This window comes from Streptomyces beigongshangae (assembly GCF_019710745.1).
Classification (GTDB): Bacteria; Actinomycetota; Actinomycetes; order Streptomycetales; family Streptomycetaceae; genus Streptomyces; species Streptomyces beigongshangae.
This window is the reverse complement of record NZ_JAHKJW010000011.1, coordinates 145,980-168,733: the sequence shown is the minus strand read 5'-3', so window position 1 is coordinate 168,733 and position 22,754 is coordinate 145,980. Positions and strand designations below refer to the sequence as shown.

Here is a 22,754-nt window from a genome sequence, read left to right as displayed (position 1 = left end):
CCGCCGGGGCGTGCAACGCACCGACGACGTCCGAGCACGCCGAAAACTGCCCGTGAAGCGTTTGCGCACCCGCATGGCTCCGTTTCCACCCAGCTCCGCATCCGAGCAAACGCAGATGCGAGGCACCGGAAGGACAAGTGCGGATCACGCGAAGCATCAAAGGTCTTTCCCCTTGCATCTGCGGCAGTATGATCGACGTGTGCACACCTGGGGAAGTGGATCCGTGACGACCCGTACCGCCCGCAGCACACGCACGCCCCGCCGGACCCCGTGGGCGGCGGGCCTGGGGGCCGCCCTGCTGGCGCTGAGCGCCTGCTCCCCCTCCGGCGGTCCCGATGGTTCCGGCCGTTCCGGCGGCTCCTCGCCGGACGGCGTGTCCGGCACGGTGACCGTGTTCGCCGCCGCCTCCCTCAAGGAGAGCTTCACGGCGCTCGGCGAGGACTTCGAGAAGCAGCACCCGGGCACGGAGGTCACCTTCAGCTTCGGCGGCAGCGACTCGCTGGCCGCGAGCATCACCGGGGGCGCCCCGGCGGACGTGTTCGCCTCGGCCAGCCCCAGGACGATGAAGATCGTGACGGACGCCGCGGACGCGGCGGGCACGCCCGCCACCTTCGTCCGCAACGAACTGGAGATCGCCACCCTGCCGGGCAACCCCGAGGGCATCTCCTCCCTCCAGGACCTCACCGCGCCGGGCCTGAAGGTCGTGCTGTGCGACAAGGAGGTGCCCTGCGGCGCCGCCGCCCGGAAGGCCCTCGACGCCGGCCGGGTGAAGCTCACCCCCGTCTCGTACGAGCAGGACGTGAAGGCGGCTGTGACGAAGGTCCGGCTGAAGGAGGCCGACGCCGCGGTCGTCTACCGGACCGATGTACGCGCGGCGGGTGACAAGGTGGAGGGCGTGGAGTTCCCCGAGGCCGCCGACGCCGTCAACGACTACCCGATCGTCCGGCTCAAGGACGCGCCGAACGCCGGGGCCGCCGAGGCGTTCATCGCGCTGGTGCGGTCCGCCGCGGGCCAGGAGGTCCTGACCCGGGCGGGATTCCTCAAGCCGTGACGTTCCCGGGCGACGGGTCCGACGCCGCGACCGGCACCCTACGGAGAGGGCCGCGGCGCCGGCGGAACCGGGCGGGTGGCGGTGGCGGCACCGCCCGCCCGGGCGGGCGCGGGGTGCCCCTGCCCCTGCTGGTCCCCGCGCTGATCGGTCTGGCGTTCCTGATCGTGCCGCTGGCCGCCCTGCTCGTACGGGCCCCGTGGCGCAGCCTGCCCGAGCTGCTGACGAGCGCCGAGGTGTGGCAGGCGCTCCGGCTGTCCCTGGTCTGCGCCACGGCGGCGACCGCGGTGAGCTTGGTCATCGGCGTACCGCTGGCCTGGCTGCTGGCCCGCGTCGAGTTCCCCGGACGCGGACTCGTGCGCGCCCTCGTCACCCTGCCGCTCGTGCTGCCGCCGGTCGTCGGCGGTGTGGCGCTGCTGATGGCACTCGGCCGCAACGGCATCGTCGGGACGTGGCTGGACTCCTGGTTCGGGGTCACCCTCCCCTTCACCACCGCCGGGGTCGTCGTCGCCGAGGCGTTCGTCGCCATGCCGTTCCTCGTCATCAGCGTCGAGGGCACCCTGCGCGCCGCCGACCCGCGCTACGAGGAGGCCGCCGCCACGCTCGGCGCCTCGCGCTTCACCGCGTTCCGCCGGGTCACGCTCCCACTGATCGCGCCGGGGGTCGCGGCCGGCGCGGTACTGGCCTGGGCGCGGGCGCTCGGCGAGTTCGGGGCGACGATCACCTTCGCGGGCAACTTCCCGGACCGCACCCAGACCATGCCGCTGGCCGTGTACCTGGCCCTGCAGAGCGACCCGGAGGCCGCCATCGCCCTCAGCCTGGTGCTGCTGGCCGTGTCCGTCGCGGTGCTGGCCGGGCTGCGCGACCGCTGGATGACAGCACGATGACCGCCGGAGCACACGACGCCGACGCCCGCACCCCGGAGAACGGCTCCGCGGAGGGCCTGGACGCCCGTCTCGTCGTCGAGCGCGGCTCCTTCCGCCTCGATGTGGCGCTGAGCGTGGCGCCCGGCGAGGTGGTCGCCCTGCTCGGCCCGAACGGCGCCGGGAAGACCACGGCGCTGCGCGCCCTGGCCGGCCTGACACCGCTCACCGGCGGCCGTCTGCGGCTGGACGGCACGGCGCTGGAACGTACGCCGCCGGAGTCCCGCCCGGTCGGTGTCGTCTTCCAGGACTACCTGCTCTTCCCCCACCTGACCGCCCTGGACAACGTGGCCTTCGGACCGCGCTGCCAGGGCGCGACAAGGGCGGAGGGACGGGCGCGGGCCGCCGAGTGGCTCGGGCGCCTGGGGCTCGCGGAGCACGCGGGCGCCAAGCCCCGCCGCCTCTCGGGCGGACAGGCCCAGCGTGTCGCGCTGGCCCGCGCGCTCGCCACCCGCCCCCGGCTGCTCCTGCTCGACGAGCCGCTCGCCGCGCTGGACGCGCGGACCCGTCTGGAGGTACGTGCCCAGCTGCGGCGTCATCTGGCGGAGTTCGAGGCGGTCGCCGTGCTGGTCACGCACGATCCGCTGGACGCCATGGTGCTGGCCGACCGGCTGGTCGTCGTCGAGGACGGCCGGGTCGTCCAGGAGGGCACCCCCTCCGACATCGCCCGGCATCCCCGTACGGACTACATCGCCCAGCTCGTCGGCCTGAACCTCTACCGGGGGGAGGCGCGGGGCCACACCGTCCGCCTGGGCGCCGGTGCGGGCATCACCACCGCGGAGGACCTGTCCGGTCCGGTGTTCGTGGCGTTCCCGCCGAGTGCGGTCACACTCCACCGCGACCGCCCCACCGGGGCCAGCGCCCGCAACCTGTGGCGCTGCGAGGTCGCGGGCCTGGAGACCCACGGCGACCAGATCCGCGCCGACCTGGGCGGGGAACTGCCCCTGGTGGCGGACCTGACCGCAGTCGCCGCCGCGGAACTCGACCTGCACCCGGGTGCCACGGTCTGGGCCGCGGTGAAGGCGACGCAGACGCACGCGTACCCGGTCTGAGGGGCCCGGCCGACGGCCCTCCCGGCGGGAGGGCCGTGGTCCCGGCGGGAGCGGTCAGCGGTCCCGGTCGGCGGTCCCGGTCAGCGGGTGCGGGGTGCCCCCCGTCGCCGCTGCGCCGGAGGGGGCGGGGGCGGCGAGAAGGTGTCCTCCTCCTCGTCCAGGGGCGGCAGCTCCACCGTGTAGTGCGGCTGGAGGAACAGACCGTGGTGCTGCGGCGCGGCCGATGAGGGCGCCGTGTCCTGCACGGGACGTGCAGGGTCGCGATGCGAAGAGGCAGGCATCCAAAACCATCCGGAGTCGGGAGTCGCGCGGATCAAAGGCGGAGCGGTCGACCGATCATGCTCGGTACCTGCGTGCCTCGCGCGCGACTGCCCATTAGATCCTATCGGCGCCGGGAGAACGAAAGGGCGCGGTGGACGGAGTGCTCCGGACCCGCGGTCCACCGCTGCCGACGGCCGTCCGCAGTCGGCGGCACGGCCCGCCGCGGCCCTGCGCCGCACCCTGTCCCGCACACTCATTGACCCCCACCTCCCACGCCCCTACCGTCACTGGAGTGAATCGATTCACACTTCCTACCTGAGGAGCCGCAGTGATCAGCAGGAGGAACATTCTGGCGGGTACGGCGGCGGCGGCCGTCACGGCCACCACCGCCGGCGCCGGGTCCGCAGGGGCCGCACCGGCGCCCGGGCCGGCCCGGGCGGGCTCGCGCCACAGCGCCCTGCGCGTCACCGCGCCGACCGTCGAGTACGTCCGGAACCCCCTGGGCATCGACGCCCGGCACCCCCGGCTGAGCTGGCCGATGGCCTCGGACGAGCCCGGCTCGCGCCAGAGCGCCTATCAGCTCCGCGTCGCCACCGGCGCCGCGCTCCTCGCGCGGCCGGACGTCTGGGACAGCGGGAAGGTCACCTCCGAGGAGTCCGTCCTCGTCCCGTACGCGGGGCCGCCGCTCAAGCCGCGCACCCGCTACTTCTGGTCCGTCCGCGTGTGGGACGCGGACGGCGGCCTCAGCGACTGGAGCGAGCCGTCGTGGTGGGAGACCGGGCTGATGGACACCGACCGGTGGTCCGCGCAGTGGGTCTGCGCTCCCCCGGCCCTCACCGACGTACCCTCGCTCGAAGGCAGCGCCTGGATCTGGTTCCCCGAGGGCGAGCCGGCCACCGGCGCCCCGGCGGGCACCCGCTGGTTCCGCCGCACCCTCGACCTCCCGGACACGGTCACGGCGGCGGTCCTCGCCATCAGCGCCGACAACGTGTACGCCGTCTCCGTGAACGGCACCGAGGTGGCGCGCACCGACCTGGAGACGGACCGCGAGGGCTGGCGCCGTCCCGCCGTCGTCGAGGTCCTCGCCCAGCTGCGCACGGGCAGGAACGTCCTCGCGGTCGAGGCCGCCAACGCGTCCGAGGGACCCGCCGGCCTGGTCGCCTCCCTCACCCTCCGTACGGCCGCCGGCGAACGGCGGACCGTCACCGACGGCTCCTGGAGGGCGACGGACGAGGAACCCGCCGCCGGCTGGCGCGAACCCGGCTTCGACGACAGCGGCTGGCCCGGGGCGAAGGAGGCCGCCGCGTGGGGAGCCGGGCCCTGGGGCAGGGTGGTCCCCGTGTCGTACGCCGCCCACCAGTTACGGCACGAGTTCGAGCTCCCGCGCAAGAAGGTGGCACGCGCCCGCCTGTACGCCACGGCACTGGGCCTGTACGAGGCACACCTCAACGGCCGCCGCGTGGGCCGCGACCAGCTCGCCCCCGGCTGGACCGACTACCGCGAGCGCGTCCAGTACCGGACCCACGACGTCACCACGCTCGTGCGGCCGGGCGCCAACGCGATCGGCGCGTACCTGGCGCCGGGCTGGTACGCGGGCAACGTCGGCATGTTCGGCCCCCATCAGTACGGCGAACACCCGGCGCTGCTGGCCCAGTTGGAGGTCGACTACACCGACGGGACGAGCGAGCGCGTCGTCTCGGGGCCGCACTGGCGGGCCGCCCCGGGACCGATCGTCTCCGCCGACCTGCTGAACGGCGAGACGTACGACGCGCGCAGGGAGACCCCCGGCTGGACCGCCCCCGGCTTCGACGACCGGGCCTGGCCCGACGTGGTGCGCGCCGCGGACGGCGCCGCGCCCCCGCGCGTCGAGGCGCAGGTCGACGGCCCGGTCCGGGTCGTCGAGGAGCTACCGGTCAAGGAGGTGACCCAGCCCCGGCCGGGTGTCTTCGTCCTCGACCTGGGGCAGAACATGGTGGGTTCGGTACGGCTGCGCGTCTCGGGAGCGGCCGGCACGGTCGTGCGCCTGCGGCACGCCGAGGTCCTCGAACCGGACGGCACCCTGTACACGGCGAACCTGCGGACCGCCGCGGCCACCGACACGTACGTCCTCAAGGGCGGTGGCGAGGAGACGTACGAGCCGCGCTTCACCTTCCACGGTTTCCGCTACGTCGAGGTCACCGGCTTCCCCGGCACCCCGTCGGCCCGGTCCCTGACCGGCCGTGTGATGCACACCTCCGCCCCCCTCACACTCGATTTCGAGACCGACGTCCCGATGCTCGACACCCTGCACCGCAACATCACCTGGGGCCAGCGCGGCAACTTCCTCTCCGTCCCCACGGACACCCCGGCACGCGACGAACGCCTCGGCTGGACGGGGGACATCAACGTCTTCGCGCCCACCGCCGCGTACACGATGGAGTCCGCCCGCTTCCTCACCAAGTGGCTGGTGGACCTGCGCGACGCGCAGACCGCGGAGGGCGCCTTCACCGACGTGGCGCCCATGGTCGGCACCGTCGGCAGCGGCGTGGCGGGCTGGGGCGACGCGGGCGTCACCGTCCCCTGGTCCCTGTACCGGGCGTACGGCGACCGGCAGGTGCTCCGGGACGCGTGGCCGTCCGTCCTGGCCTGGCTTGAGTACCTGGAGCGGAACAGCAGCGGTCTGCTGCGGCCGGCGAGCGGTTACGGGGACTGGCTGAACGTCTCCGACGAGACACCGAAGGACGTCATCGCCACCGCGTACTTCGCGCACAGCGCCGACCTCGCCGCCCGCATCGCCGGGGAGATCGGCGAGGACCCGGCCCCCTTCGCCGACCTCTTCGCACGGGTACGCGCGGCGTTCCGGAACGCCTACGTCGGCGCCGACGGCAGGGTGAAGGGCGACACGCAGACCGCGTACGTCCTCGCCCTGTCGATGGACCTGCTGCCGGACGGGCTGCGCGAGCCGGCCGCCGACCGTCTCGTCGCCCTGATCGAGGCCAGGGACTGGCACCTGTCGACGGGGTTCCTCGGTACGCCCCGGCTGCTGCCCGTCCTCACCGACACGGGACACACCGACGTCGCCCACCGTCTGCTCGCACAGCGGTCCTTCCCCAGCTGGGGGTACCAGATCGACAGGGGCGCCACCACGATGTGGGAGCGCTGGGACTCCGTCCGGCCCGACGGCGGTTTCCAGACCCCGGACATGAACTCCTTCAACCACTACGCCTACGGCTCGGTGGGCGAGTGGATGTACGCGAACATCGCCGGGATCGCGCCGGGCCGGCCCGGCTACCGCGAGATCGTCGTCCGGCCGCGCCCGGGCGGGGGCGTCACCTCCGCGCGCGCCACGTTCTCCTCGGTCCACGGCCCCGTCTCCACCCGGTGGCGGCAGCGGCCCGACGGGTTCGCCCTCACCTGCTCCGTACCTCCCAACACGGCCGCCGAGGTGTGGATCCCCGCGGACTCCCCGGACGCGGTCACCCACACCGGCGCGGTGTTCCTGCGCGCCGAGGACGGCTGCGCGGTGTACCGGGTCGGCTCGGGCACGCACCGCTTCACCACGTAGGACACGACGCACGCGGTACGGGGCACGGGGCACGGCGAGGGTTTCCGGCCGTCGCCCGGCGGCGTCCAACGGGGTGCGGGCGCCGCCGGGTTGGCAGGGGTACGACGGGACCGCGGCCGGGTGCCGTGCCGGACTCCGGTGCCGGGTGCCGATGTCGGGTGCCGGTGCCGGGTGCCCCTAAGGTGATCGCATGTCTAGCTCGTTGAGTTCCGCCAGATCCCGCGCCGCGCTGCGCGCATCGGCGCGCATTTCCGTCGAGTTGCTGCTGGTCCTGGTGACGGCCGCGGTGGCTCTCTGGCTCCTCGGCCGGATGTGGTCCGTGGTCTGGCCGCTCATAATGGGTCTGCTCCTGACCACGCTGACCTGGCCGGTGGCCCGCTTCCTGCGCCGGCACGGGTGGCGCCCCGCCCTGGCGGCCTCCGTCGTGACCGTGCTGTTCCTGCTGGTCGCCTCGGCCGTCGTGGCGCTGATCGCCGTACCGGTGGCCTCCCAGTCCGGGGAGCTGACCGACGGGGTGGTGAACGGCATGCACGAGGTCCGTGACTGGGCTGCCGGACCCCCGCTGAACATCGACGACGCCGAGATCTCGGATGGCCTGGACAGTGCGGTCGAGCGCATCCAGAAGAGCGCCGGCAGCATCACCACCACGGTCGTCACGGGTGTGAGCACCGTGGTCAACGGTGTGGTCACGGCCGTCCTGGCGCTCTTCCTGATGTTCTTCTTCCTCAAGGACGGCCCGCGCTTCCTGCCGTGGCTCGAACGCCAGCTGCCGGGGCGCCTTGCCACCGATGTCCCGGTCATCGCCGCGCGCAGCTGGGACACCCTGGGTTCGTTCGTGCGCTCGCAGGCGGCCGTCGGTCTGCTCGACGCCGTCCTCATCGGCATCGGGCTGTGGATCGTGGACGTCCCCCTGGTGCTCCCGCTGGCCGTGCTGACCTTCGTCTCCGCCTTCGTGCCGATCGTGGGCGCGCTGTTCGCCGGTTTCGTCGCGGTGCTCATCGCGCTGGTGTCGAACGGCCCGACGGACGCGCTGATCGTGCTGGCGATCATCATCGTCGTGCAGCAACTGGAGGGCAACGTCTTCCAGCCCATGATCCAGAGCCGCGGGCTCGGGCTGCACGCGGCCGTGGTCCTGCTGGCGGTGACGCTCGGCGGCAGTCTGGCGGGCATCGTGGGCAGCCTGCTCGCCGTGCCCGTCGCCGCACTGGTGTCGGTGTTCTGGAACTACCTGCGCGAGCAGCTCACCGAGCCGCCGCGGGAGCCGGGCACCGGCGCAGGCGAGCCGCAGGCGGACGCGGCCGTTCCCTCCTAGGTCCTGCCGGCCCTGGCCCCGTCGCCCGGGTTCCTGCCGTCCTGAGTCCTGTCGTCCTGAGTCCTGTCGTCCTGAGTCCTGTCGTGGCGCCGGGTCACTCGCCCGCCGCCACGTACCGGCCCTCGTCCTCCTCTGCCTGTTCCCGTCCGCCGAGGTCGACCTTCACCCCGGACGGCTCCAGGGCGTCACGCAGGCGCTGCATCATCGGCTCCGACAGGAAGTGGTGATGGAGGTCCAGTTCCCGGAGGTGGGTGAGCGGCTGACCGCCGAGGAGGGCTTCGGCACCGGTGTCGCCCAGGGTGCCGAGGCTCAGGTCCAGGGAGGTGAGCCGGGCGACCACGGGCGCACCGGCCACGGCGGCGGCGATCTCGTCCTGCATCTCGCTGTTCCGCAGCCCGAGGCGGCGCAAGGCGGGCAGGCGGTCGCCGTCGAGCAGGGGGGCCAGGTCGGCGAGGGTGGTGGTGCAGCCGTAGTACTCCTCGCCCAGCCACAGGTCCAGCCGGCGCAGGGCGGGGAGGTCGCAGGCGGCGACGGCGCGCGCCACCTCGCCGGGCAGGCCGCCGTTCTCCAGGCGGAGGGTGCGCAGGTGTTCGTGGCGCAGGGGTGTGAGCCGGAGTCCCGGTCCCTCGCCGAAGCCGTCACCCGAGCCGCGTACGCCCAGCTCCAGCAGGCGGGGGTATGCGGTCAGGACCGGTGTCACGTCGCCCTGCACGATCCAGGACAGCTCGCACTCCTCGAAGTTGAGGTCGGCGAGGTAGAGCGCTTCGAGTCCGGTGAGACGGCCGGCGGCGGCGACGAGACGGCCGACCGTCTCGGTGGGATCGTCGCCGTCCGCCTCGGAGCCGTAGGCGCCCGCGCCCAGGACCAGGGCGCGCACCTTCGCGGGGTCCACGGTGTCGAGGAAGCGGTTCCAGCAGGTCTCGAAGGACTCCTCGCCCGTGAGCAGCTGGTTGCGGGACAGCCTCCAGGCGACGTCGCCCGCCGGAGGGAGCGGCCCGCTCCCCTCGTCCTCGGCCGGGAAGTCGTGGATGGGCAGACCGTGCAGGGACGTCAGATGATCGATGGTCACGGGGTCAGCCTTCCACATGTGAACTGGCGGCGGCGCAGGGGGACTTGAGGCACGCCGGCCCCGTCGGTCCCGCCCCCTGCCCGCCGTCCGCCGTCCGTCACCCGTCGCCTGTCGTCCGTCGTCCGTCGTCACGGATTCAGGACGACCTTCCCCGCGACCGTGCCCGATTCGGCCAGGCGCAGGGCTTCGGCGGCGCGCGCGAGCGGGAGTTGCGCGGCGATCTGGGCCGTGACGTCCCCCCGCCGCAGCGCCCCGAAGACCTGGGTGAGGTCGCCGCGCAGCCGTGCCCGGAAGCGGTTCCTGGCCAGGGCGCGGCCGGCCCAGACGTTGTAGAAGAAGGCCCTGCGGCGGTTGGGCAGCGCGTTCCACAGCCAGACCCGGCCGAGCAGTTTGAGCACGGGCCACTGCTTGGATCCCTCGCCGTCCCGGGTGGCGGCGGTGCCGTAGGAGACGAGCGTGCCGCCGGGCGCGAGGAGGTGCCAGGAGTCGACGACGCTCCGGCCGCCGACATGGTCGAAGACGGCGTCGACCCCGCCGGGAGCGAGTTCGCGCACCCGCGCGGCGATGTCCTCGTCGCGGCGGTCGACGGGGACGACGCCCTTGTCGCGCAATGCCCCGTGGTGGCGCGCGGACGCCGTGCCGATCACGTTCGCGCCCGCGGCCCGGGCGAGCTGGACCAGCACCGAACCGACACCGCCGTTGGCGCCGTGCACCAGGACGGTCTGCCCGGCGCGGACACGGGCCCTGCGGTGCAGCATCTGCCAGGCGGTGACGCCGTTGACGACCAGGGTCTCCGCCTCCGCCGCGCCGATCCCGTCGGGCACCGGCACCGCGTCCGCCGCCTCGACGAGGACATGACTGGCCCAGCCGCCGACCTTGAGCAGGGCCGCCACCCGGGTGCCCACCAGGTCCGGCCCGACGCCCTCGCCGACCGCCAGCACCGTCCCGACCAGGTCGTAACCCGGCACGAAGGGGAACGCCGGCTGGTCGTAGTAGCGGCCCCGGCGCATCTGCTGCTCGGCGAAGGAGACCCCGGTCGCCTCCATCCGGACCAGGACCTGGCCCGGGCCCGCCGCGGGGACCACACCGTGCCGGAGCTGGAGGTCTTCCGGCTCCACCTTGCCCGGCAGTACGACCTCGACGAGCGCTTCGGTGTTCATGACGACCTCCATCGCGTCGCGCCGCCGCGCTGGAACGCGGCGTGCTGCTTACGTGCTCTCGCGTTCGTTATAAGTTGTAACTCATCACGGAAGAGGGAGTCAATAGCGTGCGTGATAGCCTCTAACCGAATCGTGGCACCACAGGCGCACAGGGACGGAAGGGCGGCAGGCCATGGCGGACACGGACACCGGGACCCCGCGTGAGCGCTACCGCGCCCAGGTACGCGCGGAGGTGAAGCGACACGCCTGGGAGCAGCTCGCCGCGGCGGGCGCCTCCGCGCTCTCCCTCAACGCGATCGCCAAGCGCATGGGCATGAGCGGACCCGCCCTCTACCGCTACTTCGCCGGCCGGGACGAACTGATCACCGAGCTCGTCCGGGACGCGTACCGAAGCCTCGCCGACACGCTCCGCGAGACCGCCGCCGCCGAGCCCGGGCTGCCCGCCCTGGCCCACGCCCTGCGCGACTGGGCCCTGCGGGACCCCCACCGCTACTTCCTCGTCTACGGCACGCCCGTCCCCGGCTACCACGCGCCCGACGACATCACCTCGCTCGCACGCGAGATCATGGCGACCCTGCTCGACGCCTGTGCCGCACTGCCCCCGAACGTCCCGGCGCCCTCCCCGGCCGGCTCCGGGACACCGTTCGACAGCCATCTCGCCGAGCACCGGCAGTGGGCGGGGGACCACCCCGCGGCACCCGCGGCCCTGCACCGGGCGGTGGTCCTCTGGACCCGGCTGCACGGCGTCCTGTCCCTGGAACTCGCGGGCCACTTCACCGGGATGGGGTTCGACCCGGCGCTGCTCTTCGCGTCGGAGCTGGACGCCCTGGCCGGTCCGGTCGCGCACTGACCGCACACGATCTGCCCGTTCGGGCACGCCGGTGTGCCTCTGCGCCTGGTGATACGCCCGAGGCGTCACGCTAGCGTCGGGGGCGTGAGCACCATGAGCCGTGCCGGCCTCCGGGAAGTCCGCCGGTGATCGACGACCGGCCGGACGAGACGGACACGGACACGCGGTCCGGGCCGGACGAGACGGACACGCGGTCCGGAGGGAACGGCGCGACGGCACATCCGCCGGGCGACAGCACCGCACCGGCGACCGGCGTCCCCGCTGCCGGACCGCGGGCAGCCGCCGACGGCGGCCCGGACACCGGAGGACCGGAACCGTCGTCGGCGCCCGGGCCGGAGGCGCGGCGCGTGCGCCGCCGCCCCGGCCCCTTCACCCTGCTCGTCCTGCCGGGGCTGCTGGCCCTGATGGGGGTGGCCGGGTTCCTGGCCGCGACGGGCGGCCTGTCCTCCGCCTGGCCCCAGGGGTCCGAGCCCGCCCCGGCCGCGACGACCCGCGTCGACGCCTCCTACGTACCGTGGCTGCGCAAGGCCGTGTCGGACTGCCCAGTCGTCGAGCCGTCCGTGCTCGCGGCCCAGATCGAGCGGCTCTCCGGCTGGAGCAACGACGCCGGAACGCTGTCGGGCGAGAAGGGCATCGCCGCCTTCACGGACGCCCGATGGCGGACCTGGGGCAAGGACGACGACGGCAACGGGCGTTCCTCCCCGCGCGATCCGGCGGACGCCATGATGGCACTGGGCCGTCAGAACTGCTCCCTCGCCGAGAAGGTGACCGATCTCAGGACCGAGGGGATCGTCACCGGGGACCTCGTGGACCTCACCCTCGCCGCGTACGCGTCGGGCGTGGACGCCGTGGTCGGGGCCGGCCGCGTCCCCGGCGCGGCGGAGGCGTACGTCAGCGAGATCAGGTCGCTGTCCGAGCGCTACCGTCCGGTCGACCGGGAGAGTTCCGGCGGCGCGGTGAACCAGGTGCCGGGCGCCGTGCTGGCCGCGCCCGCGGGCACTCTCACCGTCACCTCGCCCTTCGGGTCGCGCCGGCACCCGCTGACCGGGGTGACCAAACTGCACACCGGGATCGACTTCGCCTCGCCCCAGGGGTCCCAGGTCTCCGCCGCGTCGAAGGGCCGGGTCGTCTTCGCGGCGACGACCGCGGCCTACGGCAACCGCGTGGTCGTCGACCACGGCACCATCGACGGCAGGCGGCTGGAGACGACGTACAGCCATCTGCTGTCCCTGCAGGTCTCCGCCGGCCAGTCGGTCGACGTCGGGACGCCTGTCGGGCTGGTCGGCTCCACCGGTCTGTCCACCGGCCCTCACCTGCACTTCGAGGTGGTGCTCGACGGTCACTACACCGATCCGCTGCCGTGGCTCGACCCCGGCACCTGAATCGCGCCCGCGCCTGTGTCCGCACCCGTATCCGCACCCCTGTACGCGCCCGTGCCCGCGTCCGTCCCGCGCGGTGGCGGGGCGACGACCGGAGCTTTCCCGTGCGACGGTCTTTGCATGATCATGCGATGTCGTGCATAATCTTCCTATGTCTAAGGTCCTCACCTCCCTTCCCGCCGGCGAGCGCGTCGGTATCGCCTTCTCCGGCGGACTCGACACCTCGGTCGCGGTCGCGTGGATGCGCGACAAGGGTGCCGTCCCGTGCACCTACACCGCCGACATCGGCCAGTACGACGAGCCCGACATCGCCTCGGTGCCCGGCCGCGCGAAGGCCTACGGTGCCGAGCTGGCGCGCCTGGTGGACTGCCGTGCGGCGCTGGTCGAGGAGGGCCTGGCCGCGCTCACCTGCGGGGCGTTCCACATCCGCTCGGGCGGGCGCGCCTACTTCAACACGACGCCCCTCGGCCGCGCCGTCACCGGCACCCTGCTGGTCCGGGCGATGCTGGAGGACGACGTCCAGATCTGGGGCGACGGCTCGACCTTCAAGGGCAACGACATCGAGCGGTTCTACCGCTACGGCCTGCTGGCAAATCCCCACCTGCGGATCTACAAGCCGTGGCTCGACGCCGACTTCGTGACCGAGCTCGGCGGCCGCAAGGAGATGTCGGAGTGGCTGGTCGCCCACGACCTGCCCTACCGCGACAGCACCGAGAAGGCGTATTCCACCGACGCCAACATCTGGGGCGCCACTCACGAGGCCAAGACCCTGGAGCACCTGGACACGGGCGTGGAGACCGTGGAGCCGATCATGGGCGTCCGGTTCTGGGACCCCGAGGTCGAGATCGTCACCGAGGACGTGACGATCGGCTTCGACCAGGGCCGTCCGGTCACGATCGACGGCAAGGAGTTCGCCTCCCCCGTCGACCTGGTGACGGAGGCCAACGCCATCGGCGGCCGCCACGGCATGGGCATGTCCGACCAGATCGAGAACCGCATCATCGAGGCCAAGAGCCGCGGCATCTACGAGGCGCCCGGCATGGCGCTGCTGCACGCCGCGTACGAGCGTCTGGTCAACGCGATCCACAACGAGGACACCCTCGCCCAGTACTACAACGAGGGACGGCGCCTGGGCCGGCTGATGTACGAGGGCCGGTGGCTGGACCCGCAGGCCCTGATGGTGCGCGAGTCGCTGCAGCGCTGGGTCGGCGCGGCCGTCACCGGCGAGGTGACGCTGCGGCTGCGCCGGGGCGAGGACTACTCGATCCTCGACACCCGCGGCCCCGCGTTCAGCTACCACCCGGACAAGCTGTCCATGGAGCGCACCGAGGACTCGGCGTTCGGCCCGGTGGACCGGATCGGCCAGCTCACCATGCGCAACCTCGACATCGCCGACTCGCGCGCCAAGCTGGAGCAGTACGCCGGACTGGGCCTGATCGGCACCGGCAGCCCTTCGGTCGGTGCCGCCCAGGCGGCCTCGACCGGGCTGATCGGCACCATGCCGGAGATGCCGCAGGGCGGCGCCGAGGCCATCGCCTCCCGTGGCGAGGTGTCCGAGGACGACGAGCTGCTGGACCGTGCCGCGATGGAGTTCGGCACGGACTGACCGGTCGCGGAAGTGTGCGCGGGCGGGCGGGTGGGTCCGGCGATGTCGACGCCGGACCCACCCGCCCGTTCCATGGGGCCGGCCGTTCCATGGGGCCGTTCCATGGGGCCGGCCGCTCAGCCCGCGGCCCCGGTGATCCGGATGCGGTCGCTCCCGCCGCCGGAGAGGAACGAGGCCAGCGCCTGCCCCTCCCCGGTCACGGCGGCGCGTTCGGTCCGGGAGAGACCTCGCAGCGGGGTGACCGTCACGGTGGCGTCCTCCTCGGTCCGGGTCCAGGTCGCGGCGACCCGGCCGTCCACCAGGACGACGCGCTCACCGGCCACCGACAGGCCGCGGTGGGCGTCGTCGACGATCCGGCCGCGGTCGTGGTAGCCGAGGATCGCGTTGTCGAACGCCGGCAGGAACCGGACCGGGGCGGGCGTGCCGGGGTCGGGGCGCGGCGCGTCGGGCAGGTCCAGCAGCTTGCGGCCCCGTTCGTCCCGGAAGACGACGAGTTCCTCCCGCAGCGCGGCGACCGCGGCGGGCAGCCCCGCGAGGCCGCACCAGGCCCGCAGGTCGGCCGAGGCGGCGGGACCGAACGCGGCCAGGTAGCGCCGCACCAGCGCCCGGCCCACCGGGTCGGATCCGTCCGGGTCCGGCGGGTCGATGTCGCGCCCCAGCCAGGCGGAGAGCATGACGTTGCGTACTCCCGCTTTCGTGCGCCAGAGTCCGCGCGGGGGGAGCTGCGCCATCGGGACGAGCGCGGCGACCACCATCTCACCGAGTGCCCGTGGCCCCGGCTCCGGCCAGTGCCCGGCGAGCGCCCGCGCGAGTTCGGCCATCGAGCGGGGCTCGCCGTCGGCCATCACCTCCCGGGCCGCCGCCGCGAGCTCGTCCAGGTCGACCCCGGCGAGTTCGCGGCGGTAGGTCCCGAGGACCCGCTGCCGCAGCATGGCGGTGTGCCGGCCCCGCCACGCCAGCGCGTCGTCGGCGGTGACGAGGTGGACGGTGCGGCGCATGAGGTGGGTCCGCACCACCCGTCGCCCGGTCAGCAGGTCCGACAGCCCGGACGGGTCGAACCCGCGCAGCCGGGACCAGAGCCCGACGAACGGCTCCTGCGGTTCCTGTGCCTGCAGTCCGCCGAGGTGGGAGACGGCGTCGAGCACCGGCGGACCGGCGCGGTCGAGCAGCAGCTGCCGGGCCAGCGTGGCGCGGTTGAGCGCCCGTGCGCCGAGAACGGCCGGGGTGTTCACCCCCTTCACGTCGACTTCCGGCCGTCGAGCGACTCGCGCAGGATGTCCGCGTGCCCGGCGTGCTGGGCGGTCTCGGCGATGACGTGCGTCAGCACCCGGCGGGCGCTGCGCCGCTCCCCCGGCTCGTGCCAGGGCGCCCGCGGGAGCGGGTGCGTCACCGACAGGTCCGGCAGCGTGGCGATGATCTCCTCGCTCCGGGCGGCGACCTCCTCGTAGCGCTTCAGGATCCCGGCCAGTGTCTCGCCGGGCAGCATGCGGAAGTTGTCCCGGTGGTCGATCGCCCACCGCGGGAGCTCGCGGGCGGTGCCGGCCGCGAAGTCCGCCCAGGTGACACCGTCGGGCAGGTCGTAGTTCATCGCCGACGGGCCCTCCGCCACGAAGCGCAGCCAGCCCTCCTCGATGGACGCGACGTGCTTGACCAGCCCGCCCGGGCTCAGTGTGCTGACCGTCGGGGCCGTGCCGGCCTGCTCGTCGGTGAGCCCTCGCGTCGTGGCGGTCAGGGAGGCGCGGGCCGCCGCGAGCGCGGCGAGCAGGTCGGTCCGCTCGTCGTCGAGGGCTGGGCGGGGCGGGGTCGTCCCGGTCACGGTGATCAGCTTCTTCCGGTCTTCGTGGTGGTCGTGGTCTTCGTGGTGGTCGTGGCGGCCGTGGTTCTTGTGGTCGCCGTGGTCCTCGTGGTTGTCGCTGCTTTCGGGCACGGGACGACGGTCGCAGGAGTAGCGGTCAGAAAGTGTCCGCCACTCGCGGGACCATGAGGTCATGCCGAAGACATCCGCACGACTGCTGTCGCTGCTCTCGCTGCTCCAGGCCCGCCGGGACTGGCCCGGTGCGCTGCTGGCCGAGCGGCTGGACGTCAGCGCGCGCACCGTGCGCCGTGACGTGGACCGTCTGCGTGAACTCGGTTATCCCGTCGTGGCCTTCAAGGGGCCCGACGGCGGGTACCGCCTCGACGCCGGTACGGAGCTGCCGCCGCTGCTGTTCGACGACGAACAGGCGGTCGCCCTCGCCGTCGCGCTGCGGCTCGCCACCACCACCGGTGCCGGCATCGAGGAGGCCGCGGCGCGCGCGCTGACCACCGTGCGGCAGGTCATGCCCGCGCGGCTGCGTCACCGCATCGACACCCTGCGGGTCACCGCCCTCGAGCGGCCCTCGTCCCGGCCGGAGGACCGGCTCGGCAGCGAGGTGCTCCTGACACTCAGTGCGGCCGTCCACGCCCGTACGGAGCTGCGCTTCGACTACGCCCCGGCGTACGCGTCCGGGAGCGGCGACGAGGACCCGTTCGCGACACCGCCGCGCAGGGTCCAGCCGCATCATCTCGTCGCCCGGGGCGGGCGCTGGTACCTCGTCGCCTGGGACCTGGACCGCGGGGACTGGCGGATCTTCCGGGCCGACCGGATCACCACGCGCGTCCCCACGGGCCCCCGCTTCACCCCGCGCGAACTGCCCGGGGGCGACGTGGCCGCTTTCGTGACCGCCCGGTTCCGGGGCCACGACGGTTCCGGCGGCAGCGCCGGCTGGCCCTGCGTCGGTGAGGTGATCCTGGACCTGCCCGCCTCCGCCGTGGCGCGTTTCGCGCACGGCGGGGTGGTCGAGGAGCTCGGCCGGGACCGCTGCCGGCTCACCCTGGGCTCCTGGTCGTGGGCAGGACTGGCCGCGGACATCGGCAGGTTCGACGCGGACATCGAGGTCGTCGGCCCGGCCGGACTCATCGACGCGTTCCGGCGGTTGGCACGCCGCTACGCCGACACGGCCGACAGGGCCGACAGGGCCGACAAGTCACAAGACTGACGGAACGTCGTACAGGAACCGCGCAGCCGATGCCCATTAGGCCAAAGGGGTACGAGTTCCGTCGGCCGCCTTCCAGGACCCATGCATCGCTCATATCCTCATGCGCCACCGATCACCGGCGGCAGGGGGCAACGATGAGCAGCACCACGCGCAGAGGTTTCCTGGGGTCGGCCGCGGTCGCGGCCGGCGGTGGCGGGGCCGTCCTCGGGGCCCCTCGGCGGGCCGCGGCGCGGGACGGCGCCGTCCCGCAGAGCGTGGCCGTACTGGGCGGGGGCGTCGCCGGACTCACGGCCGCGCACGAACTCGCCGAACGCGGCTTCCGGGTCACCGTCCACGAGCGCAAGGCACTGGGCGGCAAGGCCCGCAGCATGGACGTGCCGGACAGCGGCACGGGCGGCCGCGCCCCGCTGCCCGGGGAGCACGGCTTCCGCTTCATTCCGGGCATCTACCACAACCTGCCCGACACCATGCGGCGCATCCCCTTCCCCGGCAACCCCCACGGCGTGCACGACAACCTCGTCGCCCCCAAGGAGATGCTGTTCGCCCGCTCGGGCGGCCGCGAGGACATCCGGGTCCCCGTCCCATGGCCCGGCGAGACCCCCGCCGAACTCACCCCGGACGAGATCCGCCGTGCCCTCACCGCGTTCCTGGACACCGCCTTCCGCCTTCCGCCGCACGAGGCCCTCTACTTCGCCAACCGCGTCCTCGTCCTTCTGACCAGCTGCGACGAACGCCGTGACGAGATCTGGGAGCGGACTCCCTGGTGGGAGTTCGTACGCGCGGGACGGATGTCGTACGACTACCAGCGCATCCTCGCCGTCGGCATCACCCGCAACATCGTGGCCACCAAGGCGGAGGAGGCCAGCACCCGTACGGTGGGCACCCTGCTGGAGGCATTCCTCTTCAACGCCCTCGGGCGGGGCGCGGACGGACCGGTGGACCGGATCCTGAACGCGCCGACCAACGAGGCGTGGATCGACCCCTGGGTGACGTACCTGAAGTCGCTCGGGGTCGGGTTCGAGGTCGGCTGGACCGTGCTGGACCTGCCGCTGGAGGCGGGCCGGATCGCCGGCGCCGTCATGGAGGACCGGGCCGGAACGCGCCGGACCGTCACCGCCGACCACTACATCTGCGCCATGCCGGTCGAACACGCCCGCCGCACCTGGAACCCCGCCGTGCGCGCCGCCGATCCGCAGTTGGCGGAGTGCGACCTGCTGCAGACGGACTGGATGACCGGCATCCAGTTCTATCTGACCGAGTCCACACCGATCGTGCACGGCCACCTCAACCTCATCGACTCCCCCTGGTCGCTGACCGCCATCGCCCAGGCCCGGCACTGGCCCGGCCACGACTTCCCCGCCGACTTCGGCGACGGCACCGTCGTGGACTGCCTGTCGGTGGACGTCTCCGAGTGGGACCGGCCGGGCATCCTGTACGGCCGGACGGCCAAGCAGTGCACCCGGGCCGAGGTCGCCCGCGAGGTGTGGGCCCAGCTGAAGGCGTCGCTCAACGACACCGGCCGTACGGTCCTCAAGGACTCCGCGCTGCACTCCTGGTTCCTCGACCCGGCCGTCGACGGTCTGGGCACCCCGGCCCCGACGAACGACGAACAGCTGCTCGTCCACCCCACCGGGACCTTCCACCACCGTCCGCGGTCGGCCACGAGGATCCCCAACCTCTTCCTCGCCGGCGACTACGTGGCCGTGCCCATCGACCTGGCCACCATGGAGGGCGCCAACACCTCCGCCCGGCAGGCCGTCAACGCCCTGCTGGAACAGGTCGGTTCGACGGCCGGGCGGTGCACCGTCACCCCGCTGTACCGGGCCCCCGAGTTCGAGCTGCTGAAACGCCACGACCGCACCCGCCACCGCCTCGGCCTGCCGAACCTCTTCGACCTCGGCTGACGCAGCCGCGCGTCTCCCGGGGGACAGATCCCGGCAGTTCGTGCGGAACGGCCCTCTCCGCTCGCCGCACGGGCGGACGTCACCATTCTTTTCTCGCCGAACGGGCGAAGAAGCACGTTTTTTGCGCGTGGGTGTGGCAGGTTGTACCTCAGCCGGGCCCGTCACTTCCCCCCGTAGTGGCGGGTCCGGCGTCCTCGTCCCCTTCGCGGTCCGGAGCGGGCGGCCAGGCAGGGCGTTCGGCCGCGGGCAGGTCCAGCAGGGCGAGCCCGACCGTGCGCCGTACGGGCAGCAGTTCGGTGCTGCCCGTCTGTACGAGCAGCTCCGAGAGCCGCCGCCCCGCTCCGGCCAGAATGAGCTTGCCGTCCAGGCGCTTCAGCAGCCACCGGATCGCGAGCAGACAGTTCAGACCCCGTGAGTCGCAGAAGACGAGCGCTGTCACGTCGAGGACGAGGTGCCGTCGTCCCGCGTCGACGATGGCGGCGAGGGTGCCGAGGAAGTACTCCTCGCAGCTCTGGTCGAGCTCACCGCTGATCCGCAGCACCGCGCAGTCGTCGCAGTCGGTCGTCTCGGTGATGGTCAGGCGGTGGGTGTGCGTGGACATCACACCTCCCTCCGGTGCCACGGATGCCGTAGGACGCGGCACCCGTATGCGTGCGTGTTCCCCGCATTCGGGCGGGCAACAGGGCGGCGGGGAACTCTCTTCGCCCACCGGAGGCGGACGGCAGGAAGACGCCCGCGAGGCGGCGGCGGGAACGAACTGGTCCTGAACCGGGGTCGGGAACCGGGGGGCGGGAACCGGGGATCGGACAGGTTGTCCGGCCACTACGGCGAGCGCCCCACGCACCGGTGGATCACCGGCGGCACCACGACCCGTGGCCGGACGTCCTCCGGGGCGACGCCGGGCTTCGGGACACCCGGGGCCGAGGGCCGGCAGGGGCGGGTCCCGTGCGCTCAGGCGCCGTGCCCGGCGGTCCATGTGACGTGCGGCGGGACGATCCGGCCGCACAGCGGGCCGCCCCGGGCGTCGGTCAGCCCGAGGCGTGCCACCAGGACGCCCTCCCGCGCGGCCGCGGCGAGCACCTCGGCGGGGACCATGTCGAGCATGAGCTTGGCGCGCCGGAACATCGTGAAGACACCCGCCCCGTCGACCGTGCCCCAGGACAGGTAGACGAACCGCCGGCCCAGCCGGTCCTGCACGTAGGGGCCTTCGACCTCGGTGCCGGCCGGTGTCGGCGTCGCGGTGCACTCCAGGGTCCAGGTGGCCGACCCGGCGTCGCCCGGGTGGGGTTCGAGCAGTTCGCCCGGACGGTCACGGCGTTGCACGGCGACGTACAGGTCGCCGTGGTCCGGGGCGTTGCCGCCGTCGGGGGCCGGGCGGGTGCGGCCGGGCAGGTCGACGGCGTCGATACGGATGCGCATGGGTGCCATCATGCCGCCGCGGGCGGCGACCCCGCGGGCCGGTACGGTCGGAGCGGGCCGGTACCGTCAGAGCGGGCCTGCCAGGCCCTCCAGTACCCGGTCCGGGGTCAGGGGCAGTTCGCGGTACCGGACGCCCGCGGCGTGGTGGACGGCGTTGCCGATGGCGGCCGCCGTGCCGACGATGCCGATCTCGCCGATGCCCTTGCTGCCCATCGGGTTGAGGTGGGGATCGTCCTCGTCGATCCAGTGCGCCTCGATGTCGGGCACGTCGGCGTGGACCGGGACGTGGTAGGAGGCCAGGTCGGACTCCACGAAGTCGCCGGACGCGGCGTCCATGGTGCTCCCCTCGGTCAGCGCCATGCCCAGGCCCATGGTCATGGCGCCGATGAACTGGGAGCGGGCGGTACGGGCGTTGAGGATGCGTCCGGCGGCGTACACGCCCAGCAGGCGGCGTACCCGGACCTCCCCGCTCACCGTGTCGACCGTGACCTCGGCGAAGTGGGCGCCGAAGGCGTGCCGGGCCCAGTCGCTCCCGGCGTCCGCGCTGCCCGCCGTGTCGGCGTGGGCCCGCAGCCCGCCGTCCGGGAGCGGCCCGGTGTGCGCGGCCAGCAGCGCGGCCAGTCGCGTGCACGCCTCGTGGACGGCCCAGCCCCAGGACGCCGTACCGGACGACCCGCCGGCCAGCGGGGCCGGGGGCAGGTCGCTGCTGCCCACTTCGGCGCGTACCCGGTCCAGGGGTACGCCGAGGGCGTCGGCGGCGATCTGGGCGAGGACGGTGCGGGCGCCGGTGCCGATGTCCGTGGCGTTGATCCGGACGGCGAAACGGCCGTCGGGCAGGGCGTGGGCCGAAGCCCGGGCCGGGCTGACCATCACCGGATAGGTGGCGGAGGCCACGCCCGTGCCGACGAGGAGGGGGCCCTCGGTGCGGGACCGGGGGCGGGGGTCCCGCTGTGCCCAGCCGAAGCGCCGGGCGCCCTCGCGCAGGCATTCGATCAGGTGGCGGCTGCTGAACGGCTTTCCGCTGTCGGGGTCGGTGTCCGGTTCGTTGACGATGCGCAGTTCCACCGGGTCCAGGCCCGTCGCGACGGCGAGTTCGTCCATGGCCGACTCCAGGGCGTACATGCCCGGTGCCTCGCCCGGCGCGCGCATCCAGGACGGGCTGGGCACGTCCAGGGGCACCACGCGGTGGGTGGTGAGCCGGTGGGGCGCCGCGTACATGATCCGGCTCGGTACGGCGGCCTGCTCGACGAACTCCTTGATGCGCGAGGTGTGGGTGGTGACCTCGTGCAGGGACGAGACGAGGGTCCCGTCCGCGGCGGCGCCCAGGCGGAACCGGTGCAGGGTGGGCGCCCGGTGGCCGACGGCGTCGGGCAGGAGGCGCCGGGGCAGTGCGACCGTGACGGGACGGCCGGTCCGCAGTGCCGCCATCACGGCGAGCACCACGTGGGGGCGCGGGGTTCCCTTGGACCCGAACCCGCCGCCGACGTGCTCGCTGACGACGGTGATGTCGTCCTCGGGGAGCCGGAACAGCGACGCGAGGGTGGCGCGGACGGTCGTGGCGCCCTGACTGGAGTCGTGCACGAGGAGCCTGCCGCCGCTCCGGTGGGCGGTGGCCGCGTGCGGTTCCATGGGGTGGTTGTGCAGCGGGGGGATCCGGTAGCGGGCGTCGACGCGCACGTCCGCGGTCGCGAACGCCTCCTCGGGATGGCCCTGTTCGCGGTGCGCGGGGTTCCCGCCGTTGGCCTGCTCGGGTGTGTAGGCGCCCGGGTGGTCCTCGGTCAGGGTCACGTCGTGTTCCTCGACGTCGTACTCGACGCGGACCGCGGCGGCGCCGGCCCGGGCCTCCTCCAGCGTCTCGGCGACCACGAGGGCGACGAACCAGCCGTGGTGCGGCACGCGGCGGTCCTGCAGGACGGCGAGCGTGGGGTCGTCCGCGGGAGCCAGCCGGGGCGCGTCGTCGTGGGTGAGGACCGCGAGGACACCGGGCAGGGCCAGGGCGGTCCCGGTGTCGATCGCGCGGATCGTCCCGCGGGTGATCCCGGCGGCCACCGGCCAGGCGTGGACGCGGCCGGGGATGTTCTGCTCGGCGGCGTAACGGGCGCTGCCGGTGACCTTGTCCCGGCCCTCCCGGCGCTCGGCGGGCGCGCCCAGCGCGGTACCGGTGTCGGCCATGCTGGTCCTCCTGTGGTGTGCCTTCACGTCCTGCGTCC

18 protein-coding genes are annotated in these 22,754 nt (G+C 73.5%); 10 read left to right on the top strand and 8 right to left on the bottom strand.

All coding sequences use genetic code 11. From position 1 onward, the window contains the following. The first annotated feature begins 223 nt into the window (after positions 1 to 223). From modA to KM933_RS11430, 3 genes are read left to right on the top strand one after another with little or no spacing between them, the layout of a single operon-like run. The gene (modA, locus tag KM933_RS11440; RefSeq protein ID WP_308013346.1) at positions 224 to 1,051 is read left to right on the top strand and encodes a molybdate ABC transporter substrate-binding protein; all 828 of its coding nucleotides are present in this window, start codon (positions 224 to 226) and stop codon (positions 1,049 to 1,051) included. Continuing rightward, entirely contained in the window at positions 1,048 to 1,935 is an 888-nt protein-coding gene (gene modB / locus KM933_RS11435; protein ID WP_221350929.1) for a molybdate ABC transporter permease subunit, read from the top strand. Before modA ends, modB begins: the two co-directional genes overlap by 4 nt. Further along, the gene (locus tag KM933_RS11430) at positions 1,932 to 3,023 is read left to right on the top strand and encodes an ABC transporter ATP-binding protein (RefSeq protein ID WP_221350926.1); all 1,092 of its coding nucleotides are present in this window, start codon (positions 1,932 to 1,934) and stop codon (positions 3,021 to 3,023) included. Before modB ends, KM933_RS11430 begins: the two co-directional genes overlap by 4 nt. Positions 3,024 to 3,103: 80 nt before the next feature. On the opposite strand, the gene KM933_RS11425 is transcribed toward KM933_RS11430, so the two are convergent. Then, positions 3,104 to 3,268 (bottom strand): hypothetical protein, encoded by a 165-nt coding sequence (locus KM933_RS11425; RefSeq protein ID WP_221350924.1) that lies wholly within the window; start codon positions 3,266 to 3,268, stop codon positions 3,104 to 3,106. Between the two features lie 344 nt (positions 3,269 to 3,612). Here KM933_RS11425 and KM933_RS11420 point away from each other — a divergent pair, with 344 nt between their 5' ends. Both KM933_RS11420 and KM933_RS11415 read left to right on the top strand, forming a co-directional pair. After that, on the top strand, positions 3,613 to 6,828 hold the full coding sequence (locus KM933_RS11420) for an alpha-L-rhamnosidase (RefSeq protein WP_221350922.1): 3,216 nt from the start codon (positions 3,613 to 3,615) through the stop codon (positions 6,826 to 6,828). Between the two features lie 190 nt (positions 6,829 to 7,018). Further along, positions 7,019 to 8,140 carry an AI-2E family transporter gene (locus tag KM933_RS11415; RefSeq protein WP_221350920.1) on the top strand — a complete coding sequence of 374 codons (1,122 nt, stop codon included), beginning with the start codon at positions 7,019 to 7,021 and terminating at the stop codon, positions 8,138 to 8,140. A 94-nt stretch (positions 8,141 to 8,234) separates the two neighbouring features. On the opposite strand, the gene KM933_RS11410 is transcribed toward KM933_RS11415, so the two are convergent. Together KM933_RS11410 and KM933_RS11405 are read right to left on the bottom strand one after the other, a co-directional pair. Next, positions 8,235 to 9,209 (bottom strand): STM4015 family protein, encoded by a 975-nt coding sequence (locus tag KM933_RS11410; protein WP_308013345.1) that lies wholly within the window; start codon positions 9,207 to 9,209, stop codon positions 8,235 to 8,237. Positions 9,210 to 9,337: 128 nt separating this feature from the next. After that, complete coding sequence (locus KM933_RS11405; protein ID WP_221350916.1) at positions 9,338 to 10,369, bottom strand: medium chain dehydrogenase/reductase family protein; 1,032 nt, start codon at positions 10,367 to 10,369, stop codon at positions 9,338 to 9,340. A 172-nt stretch (positions 10,370 to 10,541) separates the two neighbouring features. Here KM933_RS11405 and KM933_RS11400 point away from each other — a divergent pair, with 172 nt between their 5' ends. From KM933_RS11400 to argG, 3 genes are all read left to right on the top strand, one after another. Beyond that, the gene (locus KM933_RS11400) at positions 10,542 to 11,219 is read left to right on the top strand and encodes a TetR/AcrR family transcriptional regulator (RefSeq protein WP_221350913.1); all 678 of its coding nucleotides are present in this window, start codon (positions 10,542 to 10,544) and stop codon (positions 11,217 to 11,219) included. Between the two features lie 125 nt (positions 11,220 to 11,344). After that, a complete protein-coding gene (locus KM933_RS11395; protein ID WP_308013344.1) occupies positions 11,345 to 12,601 on the top strand; it encodes a M23 family metallopeptidase in 1,257 nt (418 codons plus the stop codon). A gap of 148 nt (positions 12,602 to 12,749) precedes the next feature. Next, positions 12,750 to 14,204 carry an argininosuccinate synthase gene (gene argG / locus KM933_RS11390; RefSeq protein ID WP_221350912.1) on the top strand — a complete coding sequence of 485 codons (1,455 nt, stop codon included), beginning with the start codon at positions 12,750 to 12,752 and terminating at the stop codon, positions 14,202 to 14,204. 116 nt (positions 14,205 to 14,320) lie between these two features. Here the strand turns inward: argG and KM933_RS11385 are convergent, their stop codons facing one another. Further along, a complete protein-coding gene (locus KM933_RS11385) occupies positions 14,321 to 15,445 on the bottom strand; it encodes a winged helix DNA-binding domain-containing protein (RefSeq protein WP_308013343.1) in 1,125 nt (374 codons plus the stop codon). Continuing rightward, positions 15,442 to 16,020 carry a DinB family protein gene (locus tag KM933_RS11380; protein WP_308013348.1) on the bottom strand — a complete coding sequence of 193 codons (579 nt, stop codon included), beginning with the start codon at positions 16,018 to 16,020 and terminating at the stop codon, positions 15,442 to 15,444. The genes KM933_RS11385 and KM933_RS11380 overlap by 4 nt, the downstream gene beginning before the upstream one ends. Before the next feature lie 172 nt (positions 16,021 to 16,192). Between KM933_RS11380 and KM933_RS11375 the strand changes: the two genes are divergently transcribed. Further along, positions 16,193 to 17,221, top strand: coding sequence for a helix-turn-helix transcriptional regulator (locus KM933_RS11375; protein ID WP_221350908.1), 1,029 nt, complete (start codon positions 16,193 to 16,195; stop codon positions 17,219 to 17,221). 134 nt (positions 17,222 to 17,355) lie between these two features. Then, positions 17,356 to 19,125, top strand: a complete 1,770-nt coding sequence (locus tag KM933_RS11370) for a hydroxysqualene dehydroxylase (protein ID WP_221350906.1) — start codon at positions 17,356 to 17,358, stop codon at positions 19,123 to 19,125. 148 nt (positions 19,126 to 19,273) lie between these two features. Here KM933_RS11370 and KM933_RS11365 read toward each other — a convergent pair whose 3' ends face one another. The 3 genes from KM933_RS11365 to KM933_RS11355 all read right to left on the bottom strand — a co-directional run bounded on the left by KM933_RS11365 (position 19,274) and on the right by KM933_RS11355 (position 22,716). After that, a complete protein-coding gene (locus tag KM933_RS11365) occupies positions 19,274 to 19,726 on the bottom strand; it encodes an STAS domain-containing protein (RefSeq protein ID WP_221350903.1) in 453 nt (150 codons plus the stop codon). A gap of 350 nt (positions 19,727 to 20,076) precedes the next feature. Further along, complete coding sequence (locus KM933_RS11360; RefSeq protein WP_221350901.1) at positions 20,077 to 20,544, bottom strand: DUF5990 family protein; 468 nt, start codon at positions 20,542 to 20,544, stop codon at positions 20,077 to 20,079. 66 nt (positions 20,545 to 20,610) lie between these two features. Beyond that, positions 20,611 to 22,716 (bottom strand): xanthine dehydrogenase family protein molybdopterin-binding subunit, encoded by a 2,106-nt coding sequence (locus tag KM933_RS11355; protein ID WP_221350899.1) that lies wholly within the window; start codon positions 22,714 to 22,716, stop codon positions 20,611 to 20,613. Positions 22,717 to 22,754: the final 38 nt, after the last annotated feature.